This is a genomic window from Roseovarius aestuarii (genome assembly GCF_019966515.1).
GTDB classification, from domain to species: Bacteria; Pseudomonadota; Alphaproteobacteria; order Rhodobacterales; family Rhodobacteraceae; genus Roseovarius; species Roseovarius aestuarii.
This window is the reverse complement of the sequence record NZ_JAIMIB010000002.1, coordinates 366,836-389,695: the sequence shown is the minus strand read 5'-3', so window position 1 is coordinate 389,695 and position 22,860 is coordinate 366,836. Positions and strand designations below refer to the sequence as shown.

Sequence of the window (22,860 nt, the reverse complement as noted above, 5' to 3'; positions counted from 1 at the left end):
CGTAAGCGCCCTGCAAACTAAAAACTAGTTTCACCACACCGCATTCCAGAAAGTTGGGTTTAGTCACTTTGTCCGCAAAGAAGCTATGCGCGAAAACGCATCTGCCCTGTTCGAGGACGGTCGTGACGTGACCTAGTCTGGCGATAGCCGGTAGAGCGCGCCCTGCCCGACGCTGAGATACCAGATCGTGCCATCCGGGGCCTCGCGGATGTCGCGCACCCGTTCGGTTTCAGCTGATTTCAGCTGTTCGACCTCCGCCAGCGGGTCACCGTCCAGACGCGCAATGTAGTCGAATTTGAGCGAGCCGACGAAGATGTCGCCCTTCCACTCCGGCCAAAGCTTGCCGGAATAAATCATCATGCCCGAGGGCGCGATCGACGGATCCCAATAGTAGGCCGGTTGCTCCATCCCCGGCTTGGCGTTTCCCTCACCGATCTTGAACCCAGAATAATGCCGCCCGTAAGAAATCACAGGCCAACCGAAATTTGCACCTTTGCGGATGCGGTTGACCTCATCGCCGCCGCGCGCACCGTGTTCGTTGACCCAAAGGTTGCCTGCCAGATCCAGAGCCGCGCCTTGGGGATTGCGGTGTCCATAAGACCAGATTTCAGGCTGCACGGTTGCGTCGTCAACAAAAGGGTTGTCATCCGGCACGGTGCCATCGCGATTGATCCGGATAAGCGAGCCGTTTTCGCGTGACAGGTCCTGCGCCGACGGGCGGTCGCCACGCTCGCCGATCGTTACGAAAAGCGTGCTGTCGGGTGCCTCGACAATGCGGCTTCCGAAATGCCGGCCACCCGATGAACCGGGGGTGAGTTCAAATATTTCGGTCCAGCCCTCCAGACGCCGCCCATCAACGGAAAGACGCGCCACCGCCACGGCGGTGCCCGCGCCACTAGGCTGCCATTTGGCATAGGAAAAGAACAGTTCCCGGCTGGCGGCAAAATCACGCGGGACCATCACATCAAGCAAGCCGCCCTGCCCCTTCACTGCCACTTCGATCACACCCGCCACAGGGTGCTGACCCTCCCCGGTCACGCGCAGCAGCGCCCCATCACGTTCGGTAATCAGAACCGATCCATCCGGCAGGAACCCAAAAGCCCAGGGAGCCTCCAGCCCCCCCGCCATTTTGGTAACGGTCAACGACCCCTGATCGGTCTCCATCGCATGGGTGGGCAACAGGGTAGAAAAACCGATCACGCCTGCCAGGCAAAGCTTCAGATACTTAAACAACATTCGTTTCTGCTCCGGACGTTTTGCGGATAATGCAACAATCTTGGATCAAGGACTAATGTAGGCGACGTTTGGCCTGTGGCAATCCAACAGTCGGGCGGAGTGTCTCGCCTTCCGCCAGGTTTGGAAAAAATACCCGGACAGCGAATGTTTGCAGCAACTAAGCCCGTCGATCACCAATCTGGGCAATATCCAGCAGTTCAAGCACTTTCGCCTCAATATGTTTCGCGTCCAGCCCTGCGACACGGTACATATCCTCGGGGCTGGCCTGATCAATGAAAATATCCGGTAGTACCATCGAGCGGTACTTGAACCCGCCATCGAACACACCGTTTTCCGCCAGAAGCTGCGCCACATGGCTGCCAAAGCCGCCGATTGCGCCTTCCTCAATCGTAACCAAAGCCTCGTGATCCGCCGCCAGCGACAGGATCATATCTTCATCCAACGGCTTGGCGAAACGGGCATCGGCAATCGTCAGGGTCAGCCCACGCGCGTTAAGCGATTCTGCTGCCTTTTGCACCTCGCCCAGACGTGTGCCGAACGACAAGAGCGCGACGCGTGCGCCGCGTGAAATGATCCGGCCCTTGCCGATCTCCAGCACCTCGCCGTGTTCCGGCATCTCGACGCCTTGTCCTTCGCCACGCGGGTAGCGAAAGGCAATCGGACCGGTATCATGCGCCGCCGCCGTGGCGACCATGTGCACCAGTTCGGCCTCGTCCGCCGCCGCCATGACCACGAACCCCGGCAGGTTGGCCAGATAGGCGATGTCGTAGCTGCCCGCATGGGTGGCGCCATCGGCCCCCACCAGTCCCGCCCGGTCAATGGCAAAGCGTACCGGCAGGCGCTGAATGGCGACGTCATGCACCACCTGATCGTAGCCGCGTTGCAAGAAGGTCGAATAGAGCGCGCAAAAGGGCTTCATGCCGCCCGCCGCCAGACCGGCAGAAAAGGTCACGGCGTGCTGCTCGGCAATGCCGACATCGAAGCAGCGCGACGGGTAGCGTTCGGCAAAAAGATCCAGACCGGTCCCGTCCGGCATCGCCGCGGTTATAGCGCAGATCTTGTCATCCGTGGCCGCGTGATCCAGCAGGGCATTGGCAAAGACCTTGGTGTAGCTGGGCGCGTTGGACGGGGCTTTTTTCTGCGCGCCGGTCACCACGTCGAACCGTGCGGTTGCGTGGCCGCCATCTCGGGCGGCTTCGGCGGGGGCATAGCCCTTGCCCTTTTTCGTTGCCACGTGGATCAGGATCGGACCCGAGGCACGTTGCTGCACGGTGCGCAGAACCGGCAAAAGCTGATCCATATCATGCCCGTCGATCGGACCGACATAGGAAAATCCAAGCTCTTCGAACAAGGTGCCACCAACGGCCATACCCTTGAGCATTTCCTTGGCGCGCCGCGCGCCTTCCTGAAACGGCTCGGGCAAAAGCGACACTGCGCCCTTGGCGGCGGCCTTGAATTCCTGAAACGGCTCACCAGCATAAAGCCGCGACAGATACGACGAAAGCGCGCCCACGGGGGGCGCAATCGACATCTCGTTGTCGTTCAGAATAACGATCAGTCGCCGTTTCAGGTGGCCCGCGTTATTCATCGCCTCAAAGGCCATGCCCGCGCTCATGGCGCCATCACCGATGACGGCGATTGCGTCACCATGACCGGTCTCGCAGAGCCCGCCCAGATCGCGGGCCACGGCAAACCCAAGCGCTGCGCTGATTGAGGTGGAACTATGTGCCGCGCCGAACGGATCATAGGGCGACTCGGATCGCTTGGTGAAACCGCTCAATCCATCCTTCTGGCGCAGGGTCGGCATCCGGTCGCGCCGCCCGGTCAGGATCTTGTGCGGATAACATTGATGGCTGACATCCCAGATGATCTTGTCGCGCGGCGCGTCGAACACCGCATGCAGTGCCACCGTCAACTCAACCACGCCCAGCCCGGCCCCCAGATGGCCGCCGGTCATCGACACCGCACTGATCGTCTCGGTGCGCAACTCATGCGCCAGACGGGTCAGCTCGGCATCGGAAAAGCGCTTCAGGTCAGCCGGGCTTTGTACCCGGTCCAGCAGTGGTGTTTCAGGGTGTGTCGTCATTGGGGCTCACCCGGGTTGGTTCATGTCTTGCGGGCAATAACGAAGCGCGCGATCTGCTGCAAGGTTTCGGCATCCTTACCATACTCAGATAGGGCGTCACAGGCCTGGTCAACAAGGTCCGCGGCGCGGGTTTTTGCCGCATCCAGCCCCAATAGCGAAACAAAAGTGGCCTTGCCCGCAGCCGCATCCTTGCCGACGGCCTTGCCTGCGGCCTCGACCGAGCCCGTCACGTCGATCACGTCATCCTGTATCTGAAATGCCAGCCCCAGGGCGTGCGCATATGCTCTCAGAGAGTCGGCGTTGGCCCCCGCCATGACCGCACCGCAAGTTGCCGACCATTCGATCAGCGCGCCTGTCTTGCCCGCCTGAAGGTGTGTGATTTCTTCAAGCGTCAGGGGCGAGGACGCAGTTTCGGCTGCGATATCAAGCGCCTGCCCCAGCACCATCCCCTGCCCGCCTGCGGCGCGTGCGAGATCGAAGCACAGGTTCGCCCGCGCCGTCGACGTTTCAGCTCCCGCAGGGTGGCTGACAAGCTCGAACGCAAGTGATTGCAACGCATCGCCCACGAGAACCGCTGTCGCCTCATCCCATTTCACATGCACCGTGGGCTGGCCACGGCGCATGTCGTCGTCGTCCATACAGGGCAGATCATCATGCACCAGACTATAGGCGTGCATCGCTTCGATTCCCGCCGCGGGCCAGATCGCGCGTTCACCAGCAACCTTGTGCAGCCGCGCGCTTTCCATGACCAGAAGCGCGCGGACGCGCTTGCCGCCCGAGGTGGCATAACGCATGCCTTCCGCCACCGCGCTGTCCCCAAAAGGCGCCAGAACTTCTATCAGATGTTCCTGAACCCGCGTCGCCGCCGCGGCACGCCTGTTTTGCATCGCGTTTACTGTCCCTCGACGGGTGTTGTGCCGGTGGGCTGGCCCTCGGCGTCCAGCGTAATGGCCGCGACTTTCTCTTCGGCTTCTTTAAGCTTCGCCTCGCATCGCTTTTTCAACTCTGCGCCACGCTGGTAAAGCTTGATGGAATCCTCTAGCGCCACATCACCCCGTTCCAGCTTGCCCACGACCTGTTCAAGCTCGCGCATGGCAGCTTCAAATGACATCTCGGAAATCGGCGTATCGGTCATGATCTGGTCCTGTGGATCGAGGCTTCGGCGCACCATAACCGTGCTGTTGCCGGTGTTCAATTCGGCTCACGTAATTGACTGGTCAACGTCAGACATGCCTGACGCTTTGGCGGCGACCCGGTGACGCACAACGCCCTAACGCCCCTTGAAAAGCCCGCCCAATATGCCCCGGACAATACGGCGACCCGTTGTGCCCTTCAGCTCTTTCAGTACCACATCGGTCACCGCCTTGCCAAAGCTTCCGCCAATACCGGTTTCGCGTGTGGTCGTGCGACGCGAGGATGAGCGCGACACCTTGATCCCGGTATAGCGCCGCCCTGCGTTAAACTCACGCTCGGCGGCGGATTTCTCTTCGGCCTTGGTTTCCGCGTCTTCCGCCTCTTTCGCGGCCTCATCCGCACGGGCCGCCAGAATTTCATAGGCTGATTTGCGATCAACGGTCGTGTCGTATTTGCCCGAGACCGGAGAGTTGGCCATCACTTGAGCCCGCGTCGCCGCATCAATCGGGCCCAGCTTTGACGACGGTGGCCGGATCAACGTGCGTTCAACGATGCCCGGCACACCCTTCTTCTGCAGCATCGAGGTAACCGCCTCGCCCACACCAACGTCACGAATGGCCTCACCCGTATCAAAGCGCGGGTTGGGACGGTAAGTTTCAGCGGCGCGGGTCAGCGCCTTCTGATCGCGGGCGGTGAAGGCACGCAGCGCATGCTGAAAACGATTGCCCAGCTGGCCCAGGATATCTTCGGGCACATCGTCCGGGTTTTGCGTAATGAAGTAGACCCCAACCCCTTTGGAGCGGATCAGTCGCGCCACCTGCTCGACCTTTTCAACCAGCGCCTTGGGCGCGCCTTCAAAAAGCAGATGTGCTTCGTCAAAAAAGAAAACCAGCTTGGGTTTGTCCGGATCGCCCACTTCGGGCAGTGTCTCGAACAGCTCGCTCAGCAGCCAGAGCAGGAAAGTCGCATAAAGGCGCGGCGCCGACATCAGCTTGTCCGAGGACAATATGTTGATCCGCCCCCGCCCGTCGGTGTCGGTACGCATCAGGTCCGACAGTTCCAGCGCCGGTTCACCAAATAACTTGGTTCCACCCTGATTTTCCAGCACCAGCAATTGCCGCTGGATCGCGCCGACGGATTGGGTCGAGACATTGCCATAGCGTAGCGACAGCTCAGACCCGTTCTGACCGACCCAGACCAAAAGCGCCTGCAGGTCCTTGAGGTCGAGAAGCGGCATGCCCTGCTCATCGGCGACGCGGAAGGCGATATTCATGATGCCTTCCTGTGCTTCGGTCAGTTCCAGCAGACGTGACAGCAACAACGGCCCCATTTCGGCGACGGTCGTGCGCACCGGATGCCCCTGCGCGCCAAACAGATCCCAGAAGGTCACCGGGAAACTTTCATAGCGATAATCGGCAAACCCGATGGTCGCCGCCCGGCTCGTAAATGCCTCGTGCAGCTTGAAATCGGCGCTTCCGGCGGCGGCCAGCCCCGAAAGATCGCCTTTCACATCCGACAGGAAAACCGGCACTCCCGCGGCAGAGAATCCCTCGGCCAATATCTGCAATGTGACCGTTTTTCCGGTGCCGGTCGCCCCCGCAATCAGGCCGTGACGGTTGGCATAACGCAGATTAAGACCCTGTGCTTCGCCATATTCTGCACCGCCGCCGCCAATAAACACCTGATTTTCCAAGACTCTTATTCCCTGTCATATTTTTTTCACGGTCTGAACATACTAAGTTAACGATTTACCACCAGTATGAATAGCGACTCGGGGCCTCATGTCCTCTTGGCTTCGAGTGACTTCCTCCCTGTCAGACTGGCCGTGCCTTCGGGTACGGCCTTTTTTTGTGCAAAGTTTTTTGCATCTTAACTGTTGACCGTTGCAAATATCTGCCCTAGCGTCCGGAACATAATAAGCCGGCCAGTCCGGCAGGGAGATACTAAGAGAAGAGGCCATTGGCCTCTTTTCGGTTTCTTGTGACCCAAAAACAGTAAATCAGCACCTCAGGCGCCTCTCTGGAATGTGATTTGGGCCTGACACTCTGGCCGCACCATGTTAGAGCGCAACCAACATGTAGTAACCATCAAACGGGGAACCGATGCTGAGACTGTTTAATGTATTTTCGCTGATTACGGCGCTGAGCTTTGCAGGCGCGCTTCACGCCCAGGAAACCACGCAAACCGACACGGATGCAGGCTCTGATGCGGCCGGTCAGACCGACGGAAACGCAACACCTACCGAAGACCAGGCAGAAACAACGTCCGAAGCCACCGAACTGGACATGGGGCGCGAAGTCGACGAGGACCCAACCTATATCAAGGAAACCCACGGCGACTGGCAGTTGAAATGCTTCCGAAGTGAAGGTCAGGAAGATCTATGCCAAATGTACCAGTTGTTGACAGAAGACGCGGGCAACCCGGTTGCCGAAGTCAGCATCTTCAAGCTTCCAGAGGGTAGCCAAGCCGCAGCGGGTGCGACAATCGTTGTCCCGCTGGGCACGTTGCTGTCTCAGGATTTGCGCATGTCGGTCGATGGCGGCCCTGCAAAGAGCTTTTCCTATTCCTTCTGCAGCGTGGTCGGATGTTTTGCCCGTATCGGCATGACCGCGGCTGATCTGGAAGCCTTCAAAAAAGGCTCCAACGCCGTGCTGCAGATCGTGCCTGCCCAGGCCCCCGATCAGAAGGTTAACATCAAGATGTCTCTGAGCGGGTTTACCGCCGCGCTCGAAAATGTCTCGACCGTGACCAATTAAGGGCTCGCACTGAAAACAACGAAACGCCGCCCCCAGCTGCCATCAGGGGCGGCGTTTCCTATTGGCGCATCTGGCGTCACAGCAAGCGGTATCAGCGCTCAGGTTTCGAACCGTTTCAGGGCAAGAACCGCATTCAGCCCGCCAAAGGCAAAAGCATTGGATAATGCCACTTCAATCGGCGCCTCGCGTGCCTGGTTTGGCACCACATCCAGCGCGCATTCCGGGTCTGTTTCCTCGTACCCGATCGTCGGTGCAATCACCCCGTCACGCAGCGCCATGATACAGGCCAGCAACTCCACTGCGCCGGTCCCGCCGATGCAGTGCCCGTGCATGGATTTCGTCGAAGAGATCATGAGCCTGTCGGCGTGCGGGCCAAACACATCGGCAACAGCGGCACATTCGGTCTTGTCATTGGCCGTCGTGCCCGTGCCATGGGCGTTGATATAACCCACCCTGTCGGCATTGATACGTGCATCACTCAAGGCGCCGCGCATCGCCCGGGCTGCCCCCTGCTTTGACGGCATGACGATGTCGGCGGCATCAGAGGTCATCGCGAAACCGGCAACCTCGGCCAAGATCTCGGCACCGCGCTTGCGGGCATGTTCATATTCCTCGAAGACAAAAACGCCGGCCCCTTCGCCTTGAACCATGCCGTTACGATTGGCCGAAAACGGGCGGCAGCCGTCCTTGGACATGACCCGCAACCCTTCCCATGCCTTGACGCCGCCAAAACACAGCATCGATTCTGAACCGCCCGTGATCATCACCGGCGCCATGCCGCCATGCACCATCTGAAATGCCTGCGCCATTGCGTGATTGGACGACGCACAGGCGGTCGAGACGGTAAAGCTCGGACCTTTGAGATTATACTCCATCGAAACATGACCGGCGGCCGCGTTGTTCATCAGCTTGGGCACGACAAAGGGATGCACCCGGTTCTTGCCATCTTCGTAGACCGAGCGGTAATTCTCATCAAGCGTTGTCATGCCGCCGCCGGAATTGCCCAGCACCACGCCGGATTTAGCCGCCAGCGCGCCGGAGAATTCAAGCCCTGACTGGCTGATCGCCTCGTGCGCCGCAATCAGCGTAAACTGTGTGAACCGGTCATAAAGCGAAAGCTGCTGGCGGTTAAAGCGGGTGTCGGCACTATAGCCCCGGACCTGCCCACCGATCCTAATCGCAAGCCTTTCGACGTCGCGAAATTCGAGCTCACCGATGCCGCAACGGCCCTCGCGCATCGCCTCGAGCGTCTCGGGAACGGTATGCCCTAGGGCATTGATCGTTCCCGCCCCGGTAATGACGACCCGTTTCACGACTGATCTTTCACCAGCTTTTCAATGCCTGCGACGATCGACGCTACGGAAGAGATGTCAAAATCGCTCTCCTGCGGCGCATTGGCATTGAACGGGATTGAGATGTCGAACTCTTCCTCGATCGCAAAGATGCTTTCGACCAGTCCCAGGCTGTCGATGCCCAGGTCTTCAAGCGTGCTGTCCATGCTTACATCTGACCGCTCCAGCACGGCCTGCTCAGCGATAATTCCGATAACGCGCTCGGTGATGCTCATTGTCGTCGCCTTCCAGCTATCCTTGCTCAGGACTTAGTCACTCGCATCATTCTTTGAAACCGTTTTCTTCAACTCTGCGACATCAGTGAACAACCGCTTCAACCGGCGCAGGCCTTTGAACACTTCCATCGTCGAGTCCATTTTCATCGCCGGATATCCCAACATCACGCGACCCGCGGGGATGTTGGACAGCACGATCGTGCCGCCCCCGGTAATGACGTTATCGCCGATAAAGATGTTGTCGCTGACCCCGGTCTGACCACCCAGAACCACGTTATTGCCGATTCTGGTCGATCCCGCGATGCCGACACAACCGCAAAGCAGGCTGTCATTGCCGATTTCCACATTATGACCGACCATCACCAGGTTATCGATCTTGGTACCGTTGCCGATGCGGGTGTCGCGGATCGTGCCACGATCAATCGTGCAATTCGATCCCAGTTCGACATCGTCGCCGATCCGCACCGCACCCAGGCTGTGGATACGTGTCCAGGATTGCGACTGGGTGTCGCCGGTATCGCCGAGGGTCTGGCGCGCCTGTTCAACCGAGGACTTTTCCGGTGTGACATAGGAAAATCCATCACCACCAACCACCGATCCGGGCTGCGCGATAAACCTCTCGCCGATCATGACCCGCGCGCCAATCCGCACACCTTCGCGCAGAAAACCCATCGTGCCGATCTGCGCATTCGTCCCGACAAAACATTGCGGGCCGACAATGGTGCCCGCGCCGACCTTGGCGCCGGCACAGATCACCGCGAGCGGCCCAACGGCAACACCCGGACCCAGTTCAGCAGTGTTGTCGATCACAGCCGACGGGTGAATGCCATCGCCCCACCCCTGGCCCGGATCCATCATCGTGGTCAGACCCGACATCGCATAGCGCGGACGCGGCGAAACAATGGCCGCATCCAGGCCCAGGGATTGCCAGTCGGCATCGCTCCAGACCATCGCGGCGCGGGCTTTGCCCTGCGACAGGTTCGCGGCATATTCGGGTTTCATCGCCAGTGCCAGATCGCGTGCCGTGGCGTCGGCAGGTTCGGCCAGACCGTCAATTTCCAAATCTACGGCGCCAAAAGCCTTGGCCCCAAGCGCCGTTGCAATCTGTTCTATCGTGTAGGCCATGGCACTCTCCTTATTCAGGAGAGGGGTTTATCCCTGAACCGCCCCCAGTGAAACCCCTGCCTTGGCCAGCGCGCTCCAAATTTTAGCGTCGCGACCATAGACATCGCGACGGAACTGCGTACGGCCTTTCGCCTGAGTAAATGCCGTACGATAAGTGATGTGCACGGGCACGGGTTCGTCAAGCGGTACAACCGTTTCGCGACCCGTTTCCAGCTTGGCGTGGAAAAAGGTCTTCGGATCGCTCTCTTGCTTGGACAGCATCTCGTAAGCAAACTCGAAAGGCTGTTGCAGGCGGATACAGCCGTGGCTGAAATCACGTTTTTCGCGAGCAAAAAGGGCCTTTTCCGGCGTATCATGCAGGTAGATGTTATACTGGTTGGGGAACATGAACTTCACCAGCCCCAGTGCATTGCGCCGCGACGGCGGCTGCTTGATGCTGAACGGAAAATTCCTTGAATTGAAGGCTTCAAAATTCACTGCACCGCGTGGAACCTTGCGGCCCCGCCTGTCGTAGAGCTGTAGATGCCCGGCTGCATTCGGATTGCGCTTCATCATCGGCAGATATTCTTTGACCGCGATTGAGCGCGGCACATTCCAGGTCGGATTAATGACCATGAACTCCATAACGTCCGAGAATTCCGGGCTGCGACGATCACTGATATTCTTACCAACGACGGCGCGGGTCTGAAAGGTCACCCGATCGTCATCAATGATCCGGGCACTGAAATCCGTCAGATTGACAAGCACGTGGCGGTCGCCGCGCGGCTTATTCAGCCAGCGCTCGCGCTCCATTGCCACCATCACCGATTGCAGCCGCGCCTGCACCGGCTTGTTGATTTCGGCCAACGTGCCGGCGCCAGCCACGCCATCCGGCGTCAGGCCGTGATCCGACTGAAACTTCTGAACCGCCCTTTTCACATCCTCATCATAGGAACGGCTGGACGATCTGCGCATATAGTCCATCTGGATCAACCGGTTGCGCAGCGCCACCACCGCATTTCCGGTTGCACCCGGCTTGAGGGATTTTGCGGGAACCTTCGGCCCCCAGCCCCCCGCAGCGAGGCGTTTTTCAAGTTGGATTTTTTCTTTCATCAGACGCGTGTATTCGTTGGTTCTAGGCGGCAGCGCGCGAAAGAAATTGCGCGGGTTGCTCTTGGCAAAACTGGCCAGATAGCTATCGCGTTTGCGCAACGGCACCTCGCGCTTGATGCCATCGTCGATAAGCGTAGGGACCAACGCGCCCGTCTGCATGTCGCGCGAGAGCTGAACAAATGTCCGGCTCAGTTCCACCTCAACCAGTCCACGGTCACGCGGCGACGTGGCGGCCTTCATCCGTGCCTTCAATTCCGGAGCTTTGTAACGGGCTTCGGGCAGTCCATGCAGGTCGGCCATCTCGATCGCCCGGAACAATTCCTGACGGCGGCGACGCTCCTTGACGCTGTTGCCGGTCCAGATGCCCCGATAGCTGTTCGCGTGATAGAAAGCGGCCAGATCCCGGTCCTTTGACGCAGCCTCGGCCACGGCCTGTTTGAAGGCGGTCACCTGTGCCTTGGCAGCCGACGGCCCGAAAACACTAACTAACGCCACAACTGATGCGAACACGACGCCTTGCACCAAACTTCTTTGCATCGCCAAAATCATACTCTTCCCCCTGGTCTGCCTACTCGCATAAAGAATGTGGCTGTCTATCAGCCGAATTGTCAAATTAAGTCCATTCAAATCTTTATCAGGATGTTAACGACGGGCCGGAATGTGGCGAACCGCGTCGAACTTCACACAAAATAAACACATTCACGATGATTTGCGCGAGAATTCGCCGAAACCAATTGATAATTACAATTTGCCCTAAATCACCCTTGGTTGGTGATTCCGTTTATGCCATAAAACTCGCGCATCTGGGGATGAGATGGCAGGCCTGCTGAATGGCAGGTGAACAGGTAAGCGACGGGACAGGCGCTAACTACTATGACGGAACAAAGCACTACGGGCAGAATGACCCGACGTGGGGTGCTTGGTGCATTTGCGGCGACCGCAATTGTAGCAACCCCGACATTCTCCAAGGCCGCAGGCTTCTTGCGTGGCGGAGGCGATATTCGACGACTTCGCATGACGTCGCCCCGTACCGGCGAGAGAATCGACACCATTTATTGGATTGAAGGCGACTATATCAAAGACGCACTGAAAGAGATTTCTCTGTTCATGCGCGACTGGCGCACCAATGACGTCAAGGATATCGACCTGCGCACGATCGATATCCTTGCAGCCAGCCATAACCTGCTGGACGTGCAGGAGCCCTACATGTTGCTATCTGGTTACCGCACGGCGAAGACCAACACGATGTTGCGCAGCCGGTCGCGCGGCGTGGCCAAAAACTCTCGCCACCTCAAAGGCGAAGCCGCTGATCTGCGCTTGTCGTCGCGGTCGGTCAACCAGATGTATCGCGCAGCTCTGGCATGCCGGGGTGGCGGAGTTGGCAAATATTCCCGCAGCAATTTTGTACACATGGATTGCGGCCCGGTCCGAAGCTGGGGCGGCTGACACCCACACCAACTGTTTGATCACGGATAGCACCGGCGACGTGGGTCTCCGGTGTTTTTGACTGCATGCCTCAGTAGCAGGTGGAACCAATGAAGTTAGTTTGGCCTATTGAGCAGATATTGAAAAAGCCGCGCATCGACGACGCACGCGAGGGGGCGATACGACGTTAGTGACTAGCGCTTTATCGCTGCCAAACCCGAAAAACTTCAATGTCGTGCGCAGACTTCACCAAATCGCCGCCGCGTGGGAGTGCGCCGTAGATACGCAGCGGCCTGCGGTCTTGGCTCCGCGCTGATGATAAACCCCAACGGCAACTTCGGGCCAATCCTGACCAGCAGTGGTTTCGGTTCGATATGATCTGCTCTAGCGCGCTGAATTGGAAAACTTGGCATTACGCGCGGCCTGAAGCTGCGCGAAGTCATCACCTGCATGGTAGGAAGAGCGTGTCAAAGGCGTGGCCGAAACCATAAGAAAGCCCTTGCCATAAGCCGCTTTCTCATAGGCTGAAAATTCTTCCGGGGTCACGAACCGATCGACCCGATGATGTTTGGGCGTCGGTTGCAGATATTGCCCGATCGTCAGGAAATCGATCCCGGCGGCGCGCATGTCGTCCATCACCTGATGCACCGATTGCCGGTCTTCGCCCAAGCCCACCATGATGCCGGACTTGGTGAACATCGTCGGATCAAGCTCCTTTACCCGCTGAAGCAGGCGAAGCGAATGAAAGTACCGCGCGCCCGGGCGCACTTCGGGATAAAGGCCCGGCACGGTTTCCAGGTTGTGGTTGAACACATCCGGCTTGGCCTCGACCACCACCTCCAGAACGCTCGGATCGCAATTCAGAAAATCCGGGGTCAGAATTTCGATCGTGGTCGTGGGGCTGCGATGCCGGATGGCGCGGATGGTCTGGGCAAAATGTTCCGCCCCACCATCATCCACATCGTCGCGGTCCACGCTAGTCACCACTACATGGTTCAACCCCAGCTTCTGCACCGCATCCGCCACCCGGCCCGGCTCGAACGCGTCAAGCGCCTCAGGTGGCTTGCCGGTGGCAATATTGCAAAACGTACAGGCACGGGTGCAGACCTCGCCCATGATCATCATTGTTGCGTGACCCTGGCTCCAGCATTCGCCCACATTGGGACAGCCTGCTTCTTCGCAGACGGTCACAAGCTTATGTTCGCGCATGATATTACGGGTTTCGAAATACCCCTTGCTGGTCGGCGCCTTTACTCGGATCCAGTCGGGTTTACGCGGCTGGGTGTTATCGGGCCGATGCGCCTTTTCGGGATGGCGTTGTTCAGGAATTTTGAGGTCACGCACAAATTATTCCCCGCGAATGGTTTAGTAACACTACCTATCTATATTGAGCGGCGGTGGGAAGTACCAGTTCTGCAAAGCCGCCATGCAGGCAGAGCAGCCGCTTAATCAGTGCCCACCGTTTAATGAGTATGTTGGTATTTGTACGGCTCGTGTCTCTCTGGGGGTCACGAGCCGTTTTTTCCTGGTCAAGATTTTGTCGCCGAAAGCGCCATCGGCGCTTTCAACACGACTGCGTGCCCCCTATTCTGAGCCTGCCATATCAAGTTGAAAGGTCGGGCACATCATGGATTGGCAGGCGCATCGCCGCGAGGCGCACGCATTGGGGCGCACCCAGGAACATCTGAAACAGATCGTCTATGGCGGCAATGACGGGATCGTCACTACCTTTGCCATCGTGGCGGGATTCGCAGGCGCGGCAGCCGATGGCGTCGCCCAGATTGGCGGGCTGGCGGTGCTGGTATTCGGGCTGGCAAACCTTTTTGCCGACGCCATCAGCATGGGATTGGGGGAATTCTTGTCACTGCGGTCGCAACACGATCTTTACCGCAAACGCCGCGAGAGCGAATTGCGCGAGATCATGCGGAATCCGCAGCAGGAACAGATGGAATTGTTCGAGATATTGCGCCAGCGCGGCCTGCCCGCAGGCGAGGCCGATACAACCGCGGCCATCCTCGCCCGCCATCCCGAAATGATGGCCGATCTGATGATGACCTACGAATTCGGCATGCAGGATCCGGACGAAGAAAGCCCTGCCGTCAATGGGCTGTTCACCTTCGGATCCTTCGTAATCTTCGGGGCTGTGCCGCTGGTTCCCTATTTCATCTTTGAACCGGTTGACGACACGTTTGCGCTGTCGCTGGCAGCAACATTCACGGCGCTGGTGGCGCTTGGGTTACTGCGCTGGAATGCAACCGGCGAAAAGCCAATCCGTGCTGTGGGCGAGACCGTGCTGGTCGGCACGGTCTGCGCGGCGGTTGCCTATTTTGTTGGCTGGATTGTGGGCGGCTAGACGCCCGGCCAGGCGTCAGCCGATCAGCCCGCCTGCATCGCCTAGTTCCTCATAATGCCGCTTCAGCCGCTGCAGCGCGATGCGCAGCACGATCTTTCCCGAGCGCGCGGACCATCCCATGCGCTTTTCGGCGCGTTCCAGCCCTTCCAGATAGCAACAGCAGCGCAGGGCAACATCGCCCAGCCCCGGTCCCAGTTCGCGCAATGCGCCGGTCACCCGTGCTCGTGCCGCTTCGGCGCCCCTTGCGGATCCGTCAAGCGGTGCAATCGCGCGTTCGGTATTCGTTAGAAACTTATCCCAGTTGTTTTCCTTGCGCGGCCCCATCTGCGCCAGTTCGAAATCCTCGCGCAGTCGCTCTCCAGCACGCACCAGATCGTTGGGCAAAAACGGCTGACCGTCGCGATCCTTACGCCGCGCCAGGGCAGAAAGCGGCGTTTCTGCCATGTTGTACCTGACGCGTTTCGACCGTTCGGCGCTCGCATCCGCATCATCAGCCATCTCGACTGGCTTAGCGGCACCATCAAATGGCGCCTGAGCATCGTTAAATCCCATTGCCTTGTTCTCGGCGTCCGTCAGCATCGCATTAAGCGCTGCACGCCCGGCACGGGTGATATGATATCGTGCGATCCGGCCGGGCGCATCGCAGGCGATCCAGTCTTTCAGCGCCATCGCCTCAGCGATCTCGCGATCGACGATACCTGAGCGTACGGATTGCCCGTCATCGGTTTCACGAACGACTACCGCCTTGTCCATTTCGGCAGCGACCGCCAGCACTGCGCCGGTCTCGCACAAATTACGAAGGATGCGCCGACTTTCCTGCCTAAGACGTGTTTCGCTCAGTGTGTCAGCTTCAGTTTCAATTTCGACTTTGTGTAGTGCGTTCATAGTGCTCTCCGTATAGGGAGAACCGGTATTTTTCGCCCCATAGAACTTGCGGCCCAACCGGCGCAGCGCCTGATCGATCAGCAAGTCGTCCCGCCGTGTTTCAAAACTGCGTATCTGGCGAAGTATCGTCGACGCATGGCACCCAGCGTCGCGCGCCAGAGCCCGGATCGATGCACCGGTTTCGGTATGAACGAGATAATGGAACGCCGATTCAGGCAACCAAACCGGCAGCTCGTTTAAGCCGTCTTCAGTCCGAACCTTCTGCCCCAATGCCTGTCCCTTACCCTATTCGAAACCTTACTTTTCTACCGAGTATTCACAGTCCCTCACAACCTAAGCGAGTAGTTATTACCGGTTCGTTAATTGTTGCGAACATTACAACCATTGTTTCCGCTGTGTGAACAATTGCAAAGCGTGCCGAACGCCGGTTTCGCCCTGAACGCAACACCCGTGTGGGTTGTGCAATCAATGTCAATGTTCAAATTGGGGAGAATATCATGAACGACTTGCTGACCAAGCTAGATAACCTGAAGCGCCCACGCCTGTTGATCCAGGCCGCGCGTATCGGCATGGCGGAATACCGCCGGGATGTGCATCTAAGGCGTCATCTGGGTCAGGGGCCATTGCCGCGCAGCGGTGCCGCGCTGGCCCGGCTGGTCGAGATCGAAACCGACATCAATGAACAGCGCCGCATGCGCAATACGGGGTATTCATCGATAAAACACGTCGACCTGTTGATCGCGATGATGGGCGAGGCACGCATATTGCGCACCTCGAGCATCGAATTCGCGCCGCTGAGAAAATGCGTCAGGTAAACGCATCCGGCATAGAGGCTTTCTTTTCCGCTACATAAGCCGAAAGCGCTTCGGCCACGGCCGGATCGAGCGCAGGCTGTTGATAGTTGTTCAGCAGAAACTCAACCCTGTTTGTAGCCAGTTTATAGGTATCGCGCTCGCCTTCATCTGCCCAGGTTTCAAACGGTTTATAATCCAGTAGGTTGGATTTCCAGAATGCCGATTTGAAATTCGCCTGCGTATGAGCGCAGCCCAGATAATGACCGCCGGGGCCTACCTCGCGGATCGCATCCATCGCCTGTCCGTTTTCATCGATCTGAACACCTTTCGCCAGATGATGCAGAACGCCAAGCTGATCTGCATCCATCACGAACTTCTCGAAATCCGCGACCAGGCCACCTTCGAGCCAGCCGCAGGAATGCAGCATGAAGTTCACGCCAGCCATCAGGCCCATGTTGAGGCTGTTGGCGGTTTCATACGCCGCCTGCGCGTCCGGCAGCTTCGAGCCGCAGAACGACCCTGACGACCGGAATGGCAGGTTTAGACGCCGGGCCAGCTGCCCTGCCCCGTAGGTCACCAGCGATGCTTCGGGCGTACCGAAGGTCGGCGCCCCAGACCCCATATCGATAGAGCTGACGAAGGCGCCGAAAATCGCGGGCGCCCCCGGGCGCACCAACTGGTTGTAGGCGACACCGGCCATCACCTCGGCCAGAACCTGCGTTAGTGTACCGGCCACCGATACCGGTGCCATCGCCCCGCCAACGATGAAGGGCGAGATGATGCAGGCCTGATTATTCTCGGCATAGACCTCTAGCGACCCCATCATCACATCATCAAATGTCAGCGGCGAATTGATGTTGGTCAGCGAGGTCATGACAGTATTCTGCTGCACGAACTCCTCACCGAAGAGGATGCCACACATATCGACACTATCCTGTGCCCGGCTCGGATCGGTCACCGAGCCCATGAACGGCTTATCGCTTAGTGTCATATGCGACAGCAACATGTCGAGATGGCGCTTGTTGACAGGGATGTCTGTCGGCTCGCAGACGGTACCGCCGGAATGGTGCAGCCATTTCGACATATAAGCCAGTTTCACGAACTTATTGAAATCATCCATTGTCGCATAACGCCGCCCGCCGGCGGCGTCGCGTACGAAGGGCGGGCCATAGACCGGCGCCAGCACCAGGTTCTTGCCGCCGATGACGACGGACCTTTCAGGATTACGGGCATGTTGAGTGAATTCTGATGGCGCGGTCGAACACAGCTTGCGCGCAAGACCGCGCGGAATGCGGACCCGCTCTCCATCAATATCCGCGCCGGCATCGCGCCAGCGTTTCAACGCGGCGGGGTTATCGACGAAATTAACCCCAACCTCTTCCAGGATGGTCTCGGCATTGGTCTCGATGATTTCGAGCGCCTCGTCATTCAAAATCTCGAAATTGGGAATGTTGCGCTCGATGTACTTTGCCGTCTCGATCGAGACGGCGGTCCGTTCTGCCCGGCGGGCGGCACCGCCGCCTCCACGTCCACGTTTGCGGGCTGATGCCTCGGCCATATTGTCTTACCTTTTTTCCAGCTAAGCACCCTTTTGCGGGTGCGGACTTAGGTATTTTTATCCCAGCCGATGACGTTCCCGCGGAAGAATTGCGCCCTTTGAGGCGGGAAAACGACATTGTGCGCCACTGTATATGTTTTTACCCAACTGCATTCGAAGTCTTGCGTATATTCGGCCTGTGTCCTACGAGGCAGGTCATGAGCCAGACATCCCATGACCGCCTTTTGATCGTTGATTTCGGCAGCCAGGTGACACAGCTGATTGCCCGTCGCCTGCGCGAGTTGAACATCTATTGCGAAATCCATCCCTACCAGAATGTCAGCGACGCTTTTCTGAAAGAATTCGCACCCAAGGCGATGATCTTTTCCGGCGGCCCCGACACGGTCACACGCGAGGGCAGTCCCCGCCCGCCGGAATCGGCCTATAAGCTGGGCGTACCGATTCTGGGTATCTGCTACGGCCAGCAGGTGATGATGCAGGACCTGGGTGGCAAGGTAGAGGGCGGCAAGATTTCCGGCGGAGGCGGCACAGCGGAATTTGGCCGCGCATTTGTGACGCCCACGGATGAAAAGCTTGGCTTGCTTGACGACTGGTTTGCCGATGACAAAGAACAAGTCTGGATGAGCCACGGCGATCATGTCAGCGAACTCGCGCCGGGTTTCCGGGTTTTCGGCACCTCGCCCAACGCGCCCTATGCCATCACCGCCGATACTGACCGCAATTTCTATGCCGTGCAGTTCCACCCCGAGGTACACCATACGCCCAACGGCAAGAAGCTTTATGAAAACTTCATCCGCGCTGCTGGGTTCACCGGCGACTGGACCATGGGTGCCTACCGCGAGGAAGCGATCCGTAAGATCCGTGATCAGGTCGGCGACAAACAGGTCATCTGCGGATTGTCGGGCGGTGTCGACAGTTCGGTCGCCGCAGTGCTGATCCACGAGGCGATCGGCGATCAGCTGACCTGCGTTTTCGTCGATCACGGATTGCTGCGCCAGAACGAGGCGGACGAGGTCGTAGGCATGTTCCGCGACAACTACAACATCCCCTTGATCCACGCCGACGAGTCCGAGCTGTTTCTGGGTGAACTTAACGGCGTAAGTGAACCGGAAATAAAAAGAAAAATAATCGGCAGGCTCTTTATCGATGTCTTCCAGAAACACGCCAATGCCATCGAGGGCGCGGAGTTTCTGGCACAGGGCACGCTTTACCCGGATGTGATTGAATCCGTCAGTTTCTCTGGCGGGCCGTCGGTGACCATCAAATCCCACCACAACGTTGGCGGATTGCCCGAAAAGATGGGGCTGAAGCTGGTCGAGCCCCTGCGCGAACTGTTCAAGGACGAGGTGCGTGCCCTTGGCCGCGAATTGGGTCTGCCAGATAGCTTCATCGGCCGCCACCCCTTCCCCGGCCCGGGCCTTGCGATTCGCTGCCCCGGAGAGATCACCCGTGAAAAGCTCGAGATTCTGCGCAAGGCCGATGCGGTTTATATCGACCAGATCCGCAAACACGGGCTTTATGATGATATCTGGCAGGCCTTTGTCGCGGTCCTGCCGGTGCGCACGGTCGGCGTGATGGGCGACGGGCGTACCTATGACTTTGCCTGTGCCCTGCGCGCCGTAACATCCGTCGACGGTATGACCGCAGATTACTACCCGTTCAGCCATGAATTCCTGGGCGAGACCGCCACGCGGATCATCAACGAGGTGCAGGGCATCAACCGGGTGACCTATGATATCACTTCAAAACCCCCCGGCACGATCGAGTGGGAGTAACCGCGTCCTCTGAAAGCGGTAACATCTTGCGGGCGGCGATATGGATGATCGGCGCGATTGTCTCATTCACACTGATGGCAGTTGCAGGGCGCGCGATCAGCTTCGAACTCGATACGTTCGAGATCATGATGTATCGCAGCCTGGTCGGCATATTCATCCTTGGCACCTTTCTGTCGCTGACCGGAAACTGGTCCCGTGTAGAGCGTGGCCATACCGGGCTTCATCTTATCCGGAATGTCTGTCATTTCGCCGGGCAGAACCTGTGGTTTTTTGCGCTTACCGCGATTCCGCTGGCGCAGGTTTTCGCGCTTGAATTCACCTCGCCGCTTTGGGTGCTGATCTTGTCACCGCTGTTGCTGGGGGAAAAACTGACGCGCCTCCGGTCACTTTCGGCGGTCCTGGGCTTCATTGGTATATTGATCGTGGCGCGCCCCAGCCCTGAGACGGTGACCATTGGCACGATTGCCGCGGCGATCGCTGCGATCGGATTTGCCGGGGCAATCATTTTCACCAAGCAGCTAACCCGCGTGACCACGCTGGCCAGCATCCTTTTGTATATGACGATCACGCAAGCCATTTTCGGGCTAATTTGCGCCGGGATTGACGGTGCCGTCGTCTGGCCGTCTTCCAACTCGATGCTATGGCTCGTCGTGATCGGCTGTGGCGGTTTGTTGGCTCATTTCTGCATCACCAATGCGCTTGCTATCGCGCCGGCAACTGTTGTCACACCGGTTGATTTCGCGCGACTGCCGGTGATCGCGATCGTCGGGTACCTCTTTTACAACGAACAGATTGATGCTTTCGTCCTGATCGGCGCACTGATCATCTTCGGCGCGAATTACCTCAATATCTGGTCAGAAACGCGAAAATAGCGGGTCATCAACAAAAATACCCGCTAAAAGTGTGTCGTTGAAAGCACCCGGATTATTCCTGTTGGTTGTGACGCGGCGTTAATGTTTGACGATTGTGTGATAGCCGATAACCATCATCTCAATCTTTTGTGAGGAGAGAGAAGATGAGGAAACATGCATTGGCAGCAACCGCGCTGACCATCGCCGCGACAGGCGCCCACGCCGGTGGCATCATGCGCGACGGAGATCGGTCGCAGGTTCTGTTCGAAGACGGCAAGAACTATCTCGAATTCAGCACCGCCACGGTCAATCCCAATGTCAGCGGCACTGTCGCCGGCGTTCTGGGCAGCGGGAATATCCAGTCAAGCTATCAGAATTATGCATTGAGCTATAAGCATCAAGTCAATGAAAAGTTCAGCTTTGCCATTACGGGAAACGAGCCCTATGGGGCGAATGTAACCTATGTGGCAGGCACGCCCTATCCGTTTTCGGGATCGAGCGCTGTGCTGGATACATTCGCTGTCACCGGGTTGGCGAAGTATAACTTTTCAGAACGTGTGAGCGCCTACGGCGGTGTGCGTATACAAGCCCTTTCGGGCAATCTGCAAATTCGCACGGCGGGGCTACCTTTACCGGCAGTATACAACCTGCAACGGGATCGAGACTGGCAGACCGGGTATGTGTTGGGAGCGGCGTACCAGATACCGGATATTGCGATGAAAGTGGCAATAACCTACGAGTCGGAGATCGAACACGAATTTGTCGATAGCCTAGGGCTGCCTTTTGACGTGACGATCCCGCAAGCTGTGACGCTGCACGCCCAAAGCGGTATCGCCAAAGATACGCTGCTTTTTGGTTCCATCCGGTGGCAGGAATGGACCGAGTTCGAAATCAGACCCATGGATTTTCTGGGCGGCGCGGTTGCGATTGCCAGCGAGCCTTCGGATATCTGGACCTATGAGGTTGGCATCGGCCGCAGGTTTACCGATCACTGGTCAGGTGCGTTCACCATCGGTTACGAAGAAGACCAGGGCGATGTCGTCGGAAATCTCTCGGGTAGAGATGGTTACACAAGCTTCGGTGTTGCGGTGAAATACGAAACCGAAAACTGGGAAATCACCAGCGGCGTCAGATATATCGATGTCGGCAGCGCACGCACCAGCATCGGTGCAAACTTCACGGATAACGATGCGATTGCAGCCGGGATCAAGGTCGGCCTCCGCTTCTGATCGTTCGGTAGGACAAGCCAGTTAACCCGCCCCTCACCGGGCGGGTTTTTTTGTGCAACACTGATAAAGGTTTGACCCGCCCGGCGCTGCTTTGTACGACAGCGCAAAGGGGACAGGCGATGATCTACAAAAGCGCTGAGGATTGGCTCAAATCACCACATAAGCGCGTGCTGTTCTACGGCATGTCCGGACTGGGCAAAACGCATCTCGCAAACTTGCTGCGAGCCCAGGGCGCGTGGTTTCATTATTCGATAGACTACCGCATCGGCACACGCCACATGGGCGAGTTGATCGCCGACAACGCCAAGGCCCATGCCATGCAGGTGCCATTTCTGCGCGATCTGCTGCTGACGGATTCGATCTATATCGGCTCGAACATTACCTTCAACAATCTCGCCCCGGTCTCGACCTATCTGGGCAAACCGGGCGATCCGGCCAAGGGTGGATTGCCCTTCGAAGAATATCAGCGCCGCCAGGAACAGTTTCGCAATGCCGAGATCGCGGCTCTGCATGATACTGCCTATTTTATAAGCCGGGCAGAACGTCTTTACGGCTATCACAACTTCATCTGCGATACCGGCGGATCGATCTGTGAATGGGTCGATGGGAATGATCCAAACGACCCACTGCTCACCGAACTGTCACAGCATTGTCTGCTCGTGCGCATCGAAGGCAGCGAAGAGCATACCCAAGAGCTGATCCGCCGATTCGACCGCGCGCCCAAGCCGATGGCCTATCAGCCCGAGTTTCTGGAAACCGCGTGGACGCAATATCTGAGCGAAAACAATTGCGCCGCTGACAAAGTCGATCCAAACGCCTTTATCCGTTGGACTTATGCCCGCGCGCTCGCGCATCGCAAACCACGATATGATGCGATGGCGGCATGGGGTGTCAGCGTCACCGCCAGTCAGGTTGCCGCAGTAACCTCGGCAGAGGATTTTGATACAATGATCGCCACCGCAATTAAGGCTGCCTGACACGGCGCGCTGCGGCA

The 22,860-nt window shown here is 58.1% G+C and carries 20 protein-coding genes; 8 read left to right on the top strand and 12 right to left on the bottom strand.

Annotated features, from left to right (window positions below; genetic code table 11):
• Positions 1–132: 132 nt before the first annotated feature.
• The 5 genes from LC334_RS05065 to LC334_RS05045 form a co-directional block, all read right to left on the bottom strand.
• A complete protein-coding gene (locus LC334_RS05065; RefSeq protein ID WP_085799143.1) occupies positions 133–1,236 on the bottom strand; it encodes a PQQ-dependent sugar dehydrogenase in 1,104 nt (367 codons plus the stop codon).
• A 157-nt stretch (positions 1,237–1,393) separates the two neighbouring features.
• Positions 1,394–3,322, bottom strand: a complete 1,929-nt coding sequence (gene dxs / locus LC334_RS05060) for a 1-deoxy-D-xylulose-5-phosphate synthase (protein WP_085799142.1) — start codon at positions 3,320–3,322, stop codon at positions 1,394–1,396.
• 20 nt (positions 3,323–3,342) lie between these two features.
• Positions 3,343–4,209: a polyprenyl synthetase family protein gene (locus tag LC334_RS05055; RefSeq protein WP_085799141.1), complete on the bottom strand. Its 867-nt coding sequence runs from the start codon at positions 4,207–4,209 to the stop codon at positions 3,343–3,345.
• Between the two features lie 5 nt (positions 4,210–4,214).
• Entirely contained in the window at positions 4,215–4,457 is a 243-nt protein-coding gene (locus tag LC334_RS05050; RefSeq protein ID WP_085799184.1) for an exodeoxyribonuclease VII small subunit, read from the bottom strand.
• A 135-nt stretch (positions 4,458–4,592) separates the two neighbouring features.
• Entirely contained in the window at positions 4,593–6,149 is a 1,557-nt protein-coding gene (locus LC334_RS05045) for a helicase HerA-like domain-containing protein (protein ID WP_085799140.1), read from the bottom strand.
• A gap of 409 nt (positions 6,150–6,558) precedes the next feature.
• Between LC334_RS05045 and LC334_RS05040 the strand changes: the two genes are divergently transcribed.
• The gene (locus LC334_RS05040; protein WP_085799139.1) at positions 6,559–7,212 is read left to right on the top strand and encodes an invasion associated locus B family protein; all 654 of its coding nucleotides are present in this window, start codon (positions 6,559–6,561) and stop codon (positions 7,210–7,212) included.
• 98 nt (positions 7,213–7,310) lie between these two features.
• Here LC334_RS05040 and LC334_RS05035 read toward each other — a convergent pair whose 3' ends face one another.
• The 4 genes from LC334_RS05035 to LC334_RS05020 are packed head-to-tail and all read right to left on the bottom strand — an operon-like array spanning position 7,311 to position 11,533.
• Positions 7,311–8,525: a beta-ketoacyl-[acyl-carrier-protein] synthase family protein gene (locus LC334_RS05035; protein WP_085799138.1), complete on the bottom strand. Its 1,215-nt coding sequence runs from the start codon at positions 8,523–8,525 to the stop codon at positions 7,311–7,313.
• A complete protein-coding gene (locus LC334_RS05030; protein ID WP_085799137.1) occupies positions 8,522–8,779 on the bottom strand; it encodes an acyl carrier protein in 258 nt (85 codons plus the stop codon). The genes LC334_RS05035 and LC334_RS05030 overlap by 4 nt, the downstream gene beginning before the upstream one ends.
• 33 nt (positions 8,780–8,812) lie before the next feature.
• A complete protein-coding gene (lpxD, locus tag LC334_RS05025) occupies positions 8,813–9,904 on the bottom strand; it encodes a UDP-3-O-(3-hydroxymyristoyl)glucosamine N-acyltransferase (protein WP_085799136.1) in 1,092 nt (363 codons plus the stop codon).
• 27 nt (positions 9,905–9,931) lie between these two features.
• The gene (locus LC334_RS05020; protein WP_139836301.1) at positions 9,932–11,533 is read right to left on the bottom strand and encodes a L,D-transpeptidase family protein; all 1,602 of its coding nucleotides are present in this window, start codon (positions 11,531–11,533) and stop codon (positions 9,932–9,934) included.
• A 336-nt stretch (positions 11,534–11,869) separates the two neighbouring features.
• Between LC334_RS05020 and LC334_RS05015 the strand changes: the two genes are divergently transcribed.
• Positions 11,870–12,442 (top strand): YcbK family protein, encoded by a 573-nt coding sequence (locus LC334_RS05015; RefSeq protein WP_085799134.1) that lies wholly within the window; start codon positions 11,870–11,872, stop codon positions 12,440–12,442.
• Positions 12,443–12,805: 363 nt separating this feature from the next.
• On the opposite strand, the gene lipA is transcribed toward LC334_RS05015, so the two are convergent.
• A complete protein-coding gene (lipA, locus tag LC334_RS05010) occupies positions 12,806–13,765 on the bottom strand; it encodes a lipoyl synthase (RefSeq protein ID WP_085799133.1) in 960 nt (319 codons plus the stop codon).
• A gap of 283 nt (positions 13,766–14,048) precedes the next feature.
• Between lipA and LC334_RS05005 the strand changes: the two genes are divergently transcribed.
• The gene (locus LC334_RS05005) at positions 14,049–14,774 is read left to right on the top strand and encodes a VIT1/CCC1 transporter family protein (protein WP_085799132.1); all 726 of its coding nucleotides are present in this window, start codon (positions 14,049–14,051) and stop codon (positions 14,772–14,774) included.
• Positions 14,775–14,789: 15 nt separating this feature from the next.
• Here LC334_RS05005 and LC334_RS05000 read toward each other — a convergent pair whose 3' ends face one another.
• Complete coding sequence (locus LC334_RS05000; protein ID WP_223412885.1) at positions 14,790–15,878, bottom strand: DUF6456 domain-containing protein; 1,089 nt, start codon at positions 15,876–15,878, stop codon at positions 14,790–14,792.
• A 278-nt stretch (positions 15,879–16,156) separates the two neighbouring features.
• On the opposite strand from LC334_RS05000, the gene LC334_RS04995 reads away from it, so the two are divergent.
• A complete protein-coding gene (locus tag LC334_RS04995) occupies positions 16,157–16,474 on the top strand; it encodes a DUF6477 family protein (RefSeq protein WP_085799130.1) in 318 nt (105 codons plus the stop codon).
• On the opposite strand, the gene LC334_RS04990 is transcribed toward LC334_RS04995, so the two are convergent.
• Positions 16,467–18,011 carry a trimethylamine methyltransferase family protein gene (locus LC334_RS04990; RefSeq protein WP_085799129.1) on the bottom strand — a complete coding sequence of 515 codons (1,545 nt, stop codon included), beginning with the start codon at positions 18,009–18,011 and terminating at the stop codon, positions 16,467–16,469. The genes LC334_RS04995 and LC334_RS04990 overlap by 8 nt on opposite strands.
• A 197-nt stretch (positions 18,012–18,208) precedes the next feature.
• Here LC334_RS04990 and guaA point away from each other — a divergent pair, with 197 nt between their 5' ends.
• The 4 genes from guaA (at position 18,209) to LC334_RS04970 (ending at position 22,843) form a co-directional block, all read left to right on the top strand.
• Entirely contained in the window at positions 18,209–19,786 is a 1,578-nt protein-coding gene (gene guaA / locus LC334_RS04985) for a glutamine-hydrolyzing GMP synthase (protein WP_085799128.1), read from the top strand.
• A gap of 44 nt (positions 19,787–19,830) precedes the next feature.
• Positions 19,831–20,658 carry a DMT family transporter gene (locus LC334_RS04980; RefSeq protein WP_085799127.1) on the top strand — a complete coding sequence of 276 codons (828 nt, stop codon included), beginning with the start codon at positions 19,831–19,833 and terminating at the stop codon, positions 20,656–20,658.
• Positions 20,659–20,801: 143 nt separating this feature from the next.
• The gene (locus LC334_RS04975) at positions 20,802–21,866 is read left to right on the top strand and encodes an outer membrane protein transport protein (protein ID WP_085799126.1); all 1,065 of its coding nucleotides are present in this window, start codon (positions 20,802–20,804) and stop codon (positions 21,864–21,866) included.
• Positions 21,867–21,985: 119 nt separating this feature from the next.
• Positions 21,986–22,843, top strand: coding sequence for an ATPase (locus LC334_RS04970; RefSeq protein ID WP_085799125.1), 858 nt, complete (start codon positions 21,986–21,988; stop codon positions 22,841–22,843).
• Positions 22,844–22,860 lie beyond the last annotated feature (17 nt).

Coding starts and splice junctions, on each gene's coding strand:
- LC334_RS04975 (WP_085799126.1), top strand. CDS start 20,802: ATGAGGAAACATGCATTGGCAGCAACCGCGCTGACCATCGCCGCGACA.
- LC334_RS05015 (WP_085799134.1), top strand. CDS start 11,870: ATGACGGAACAAAGCACTACGGGCAGAATGACCCGACGTGGGGTGCTT.
- LC334_RS05050 (WP_085799184.1), bottom strand. CDS start 4,457: ATGACCGATACGCCGATTTCCGAGATGTCATTTGAAGCTGCCATGCGC.
- LC334_RS05030 (WP_085799137.1), bottom strand. CDS start 8,779: ATGAGCATCACCGAGCGCGTTATCGGAATTATCGCTGAGCAGGCCGTG.
- LC334_RS05055 (WP_085799141.1), bottom strand. CDS start 4,209: ATGCAAAACAGGCGTGCCGCGGCGGCGACGCGGGTTCAGGAACATCTG.
- LC334_RS04995 (WP_085799130.1), top strand. CDS start 16,157: ATGAACGACTTGCTGACCAAGCTAGATAACCTGAAGCGCCCACGCCTG.
- LC334_RS05020 (WP_139836301.1), bottom strand. CDS start 11,533: ATGCAAAGAAGTTTGGTGCAAGGCGTCGTGTTCGCATCAGTTGTGGCG.
- LC334_RS05065 (WP_085799143.1), bottom strand. CDS start 1,236: ATGTTGTTTAAGTATCTGAAGCTTTGCCTGGCAGGCGTGATCGGTTTT.
- LC334_RS05005 (WP_085799132.1), top strand. CDS start 14,049: ATGGATTGGCAGGCGCATCGCCGCGAGGCGCACGCATTGGGGCGCACC.
- guaA (WP_085799128.1), top strand. CDS start 18,209: ATGAGCCAGACATCCCATGACCGCCTTTTGATCGTTGATTTCGGCAGC.
- LC334_RS05040 (WP_085799139.1), top strand. CDS start 6,559: ATGCTGAGACTGTTTAATGTATTTTCGCTGATTACGGCGCTGAGCTTT.
- LC334_RS04990 (WP_085799129.1), bottom strand. CDS start 18,011: ATGGCCGAGGCATCAGCCCGCAAACGTGGACGTGGAGGCGGCGGTGCC.
- dxs (WP_085799142.1), bottom strand. CDS start 3,322: ATGACGACACACCCTGAAACACCACTGCTGGACCGGGTACAAAGCCCG.
- LC334_RS04970 (WP_085799125.1), top strand. CDS start 21,986: ATGATCTACAAAAGCGCTGAGGATTGGCTCAAATCACCACATAAGCGC.
- LC334_RS04980 (WP_085799127.1), top strand. CDS start 19,831: ATGATCGGCGCGATTGTCTCATTCACACTGATGGCAGTTGCAGGGCGC.
- lpxD (WP_085799136.1), bottom strand. CDS start 9,904: ATGGCCTACACGATAGAACAGATTGCAACGGCGCTTGGGGCCAAGGCT.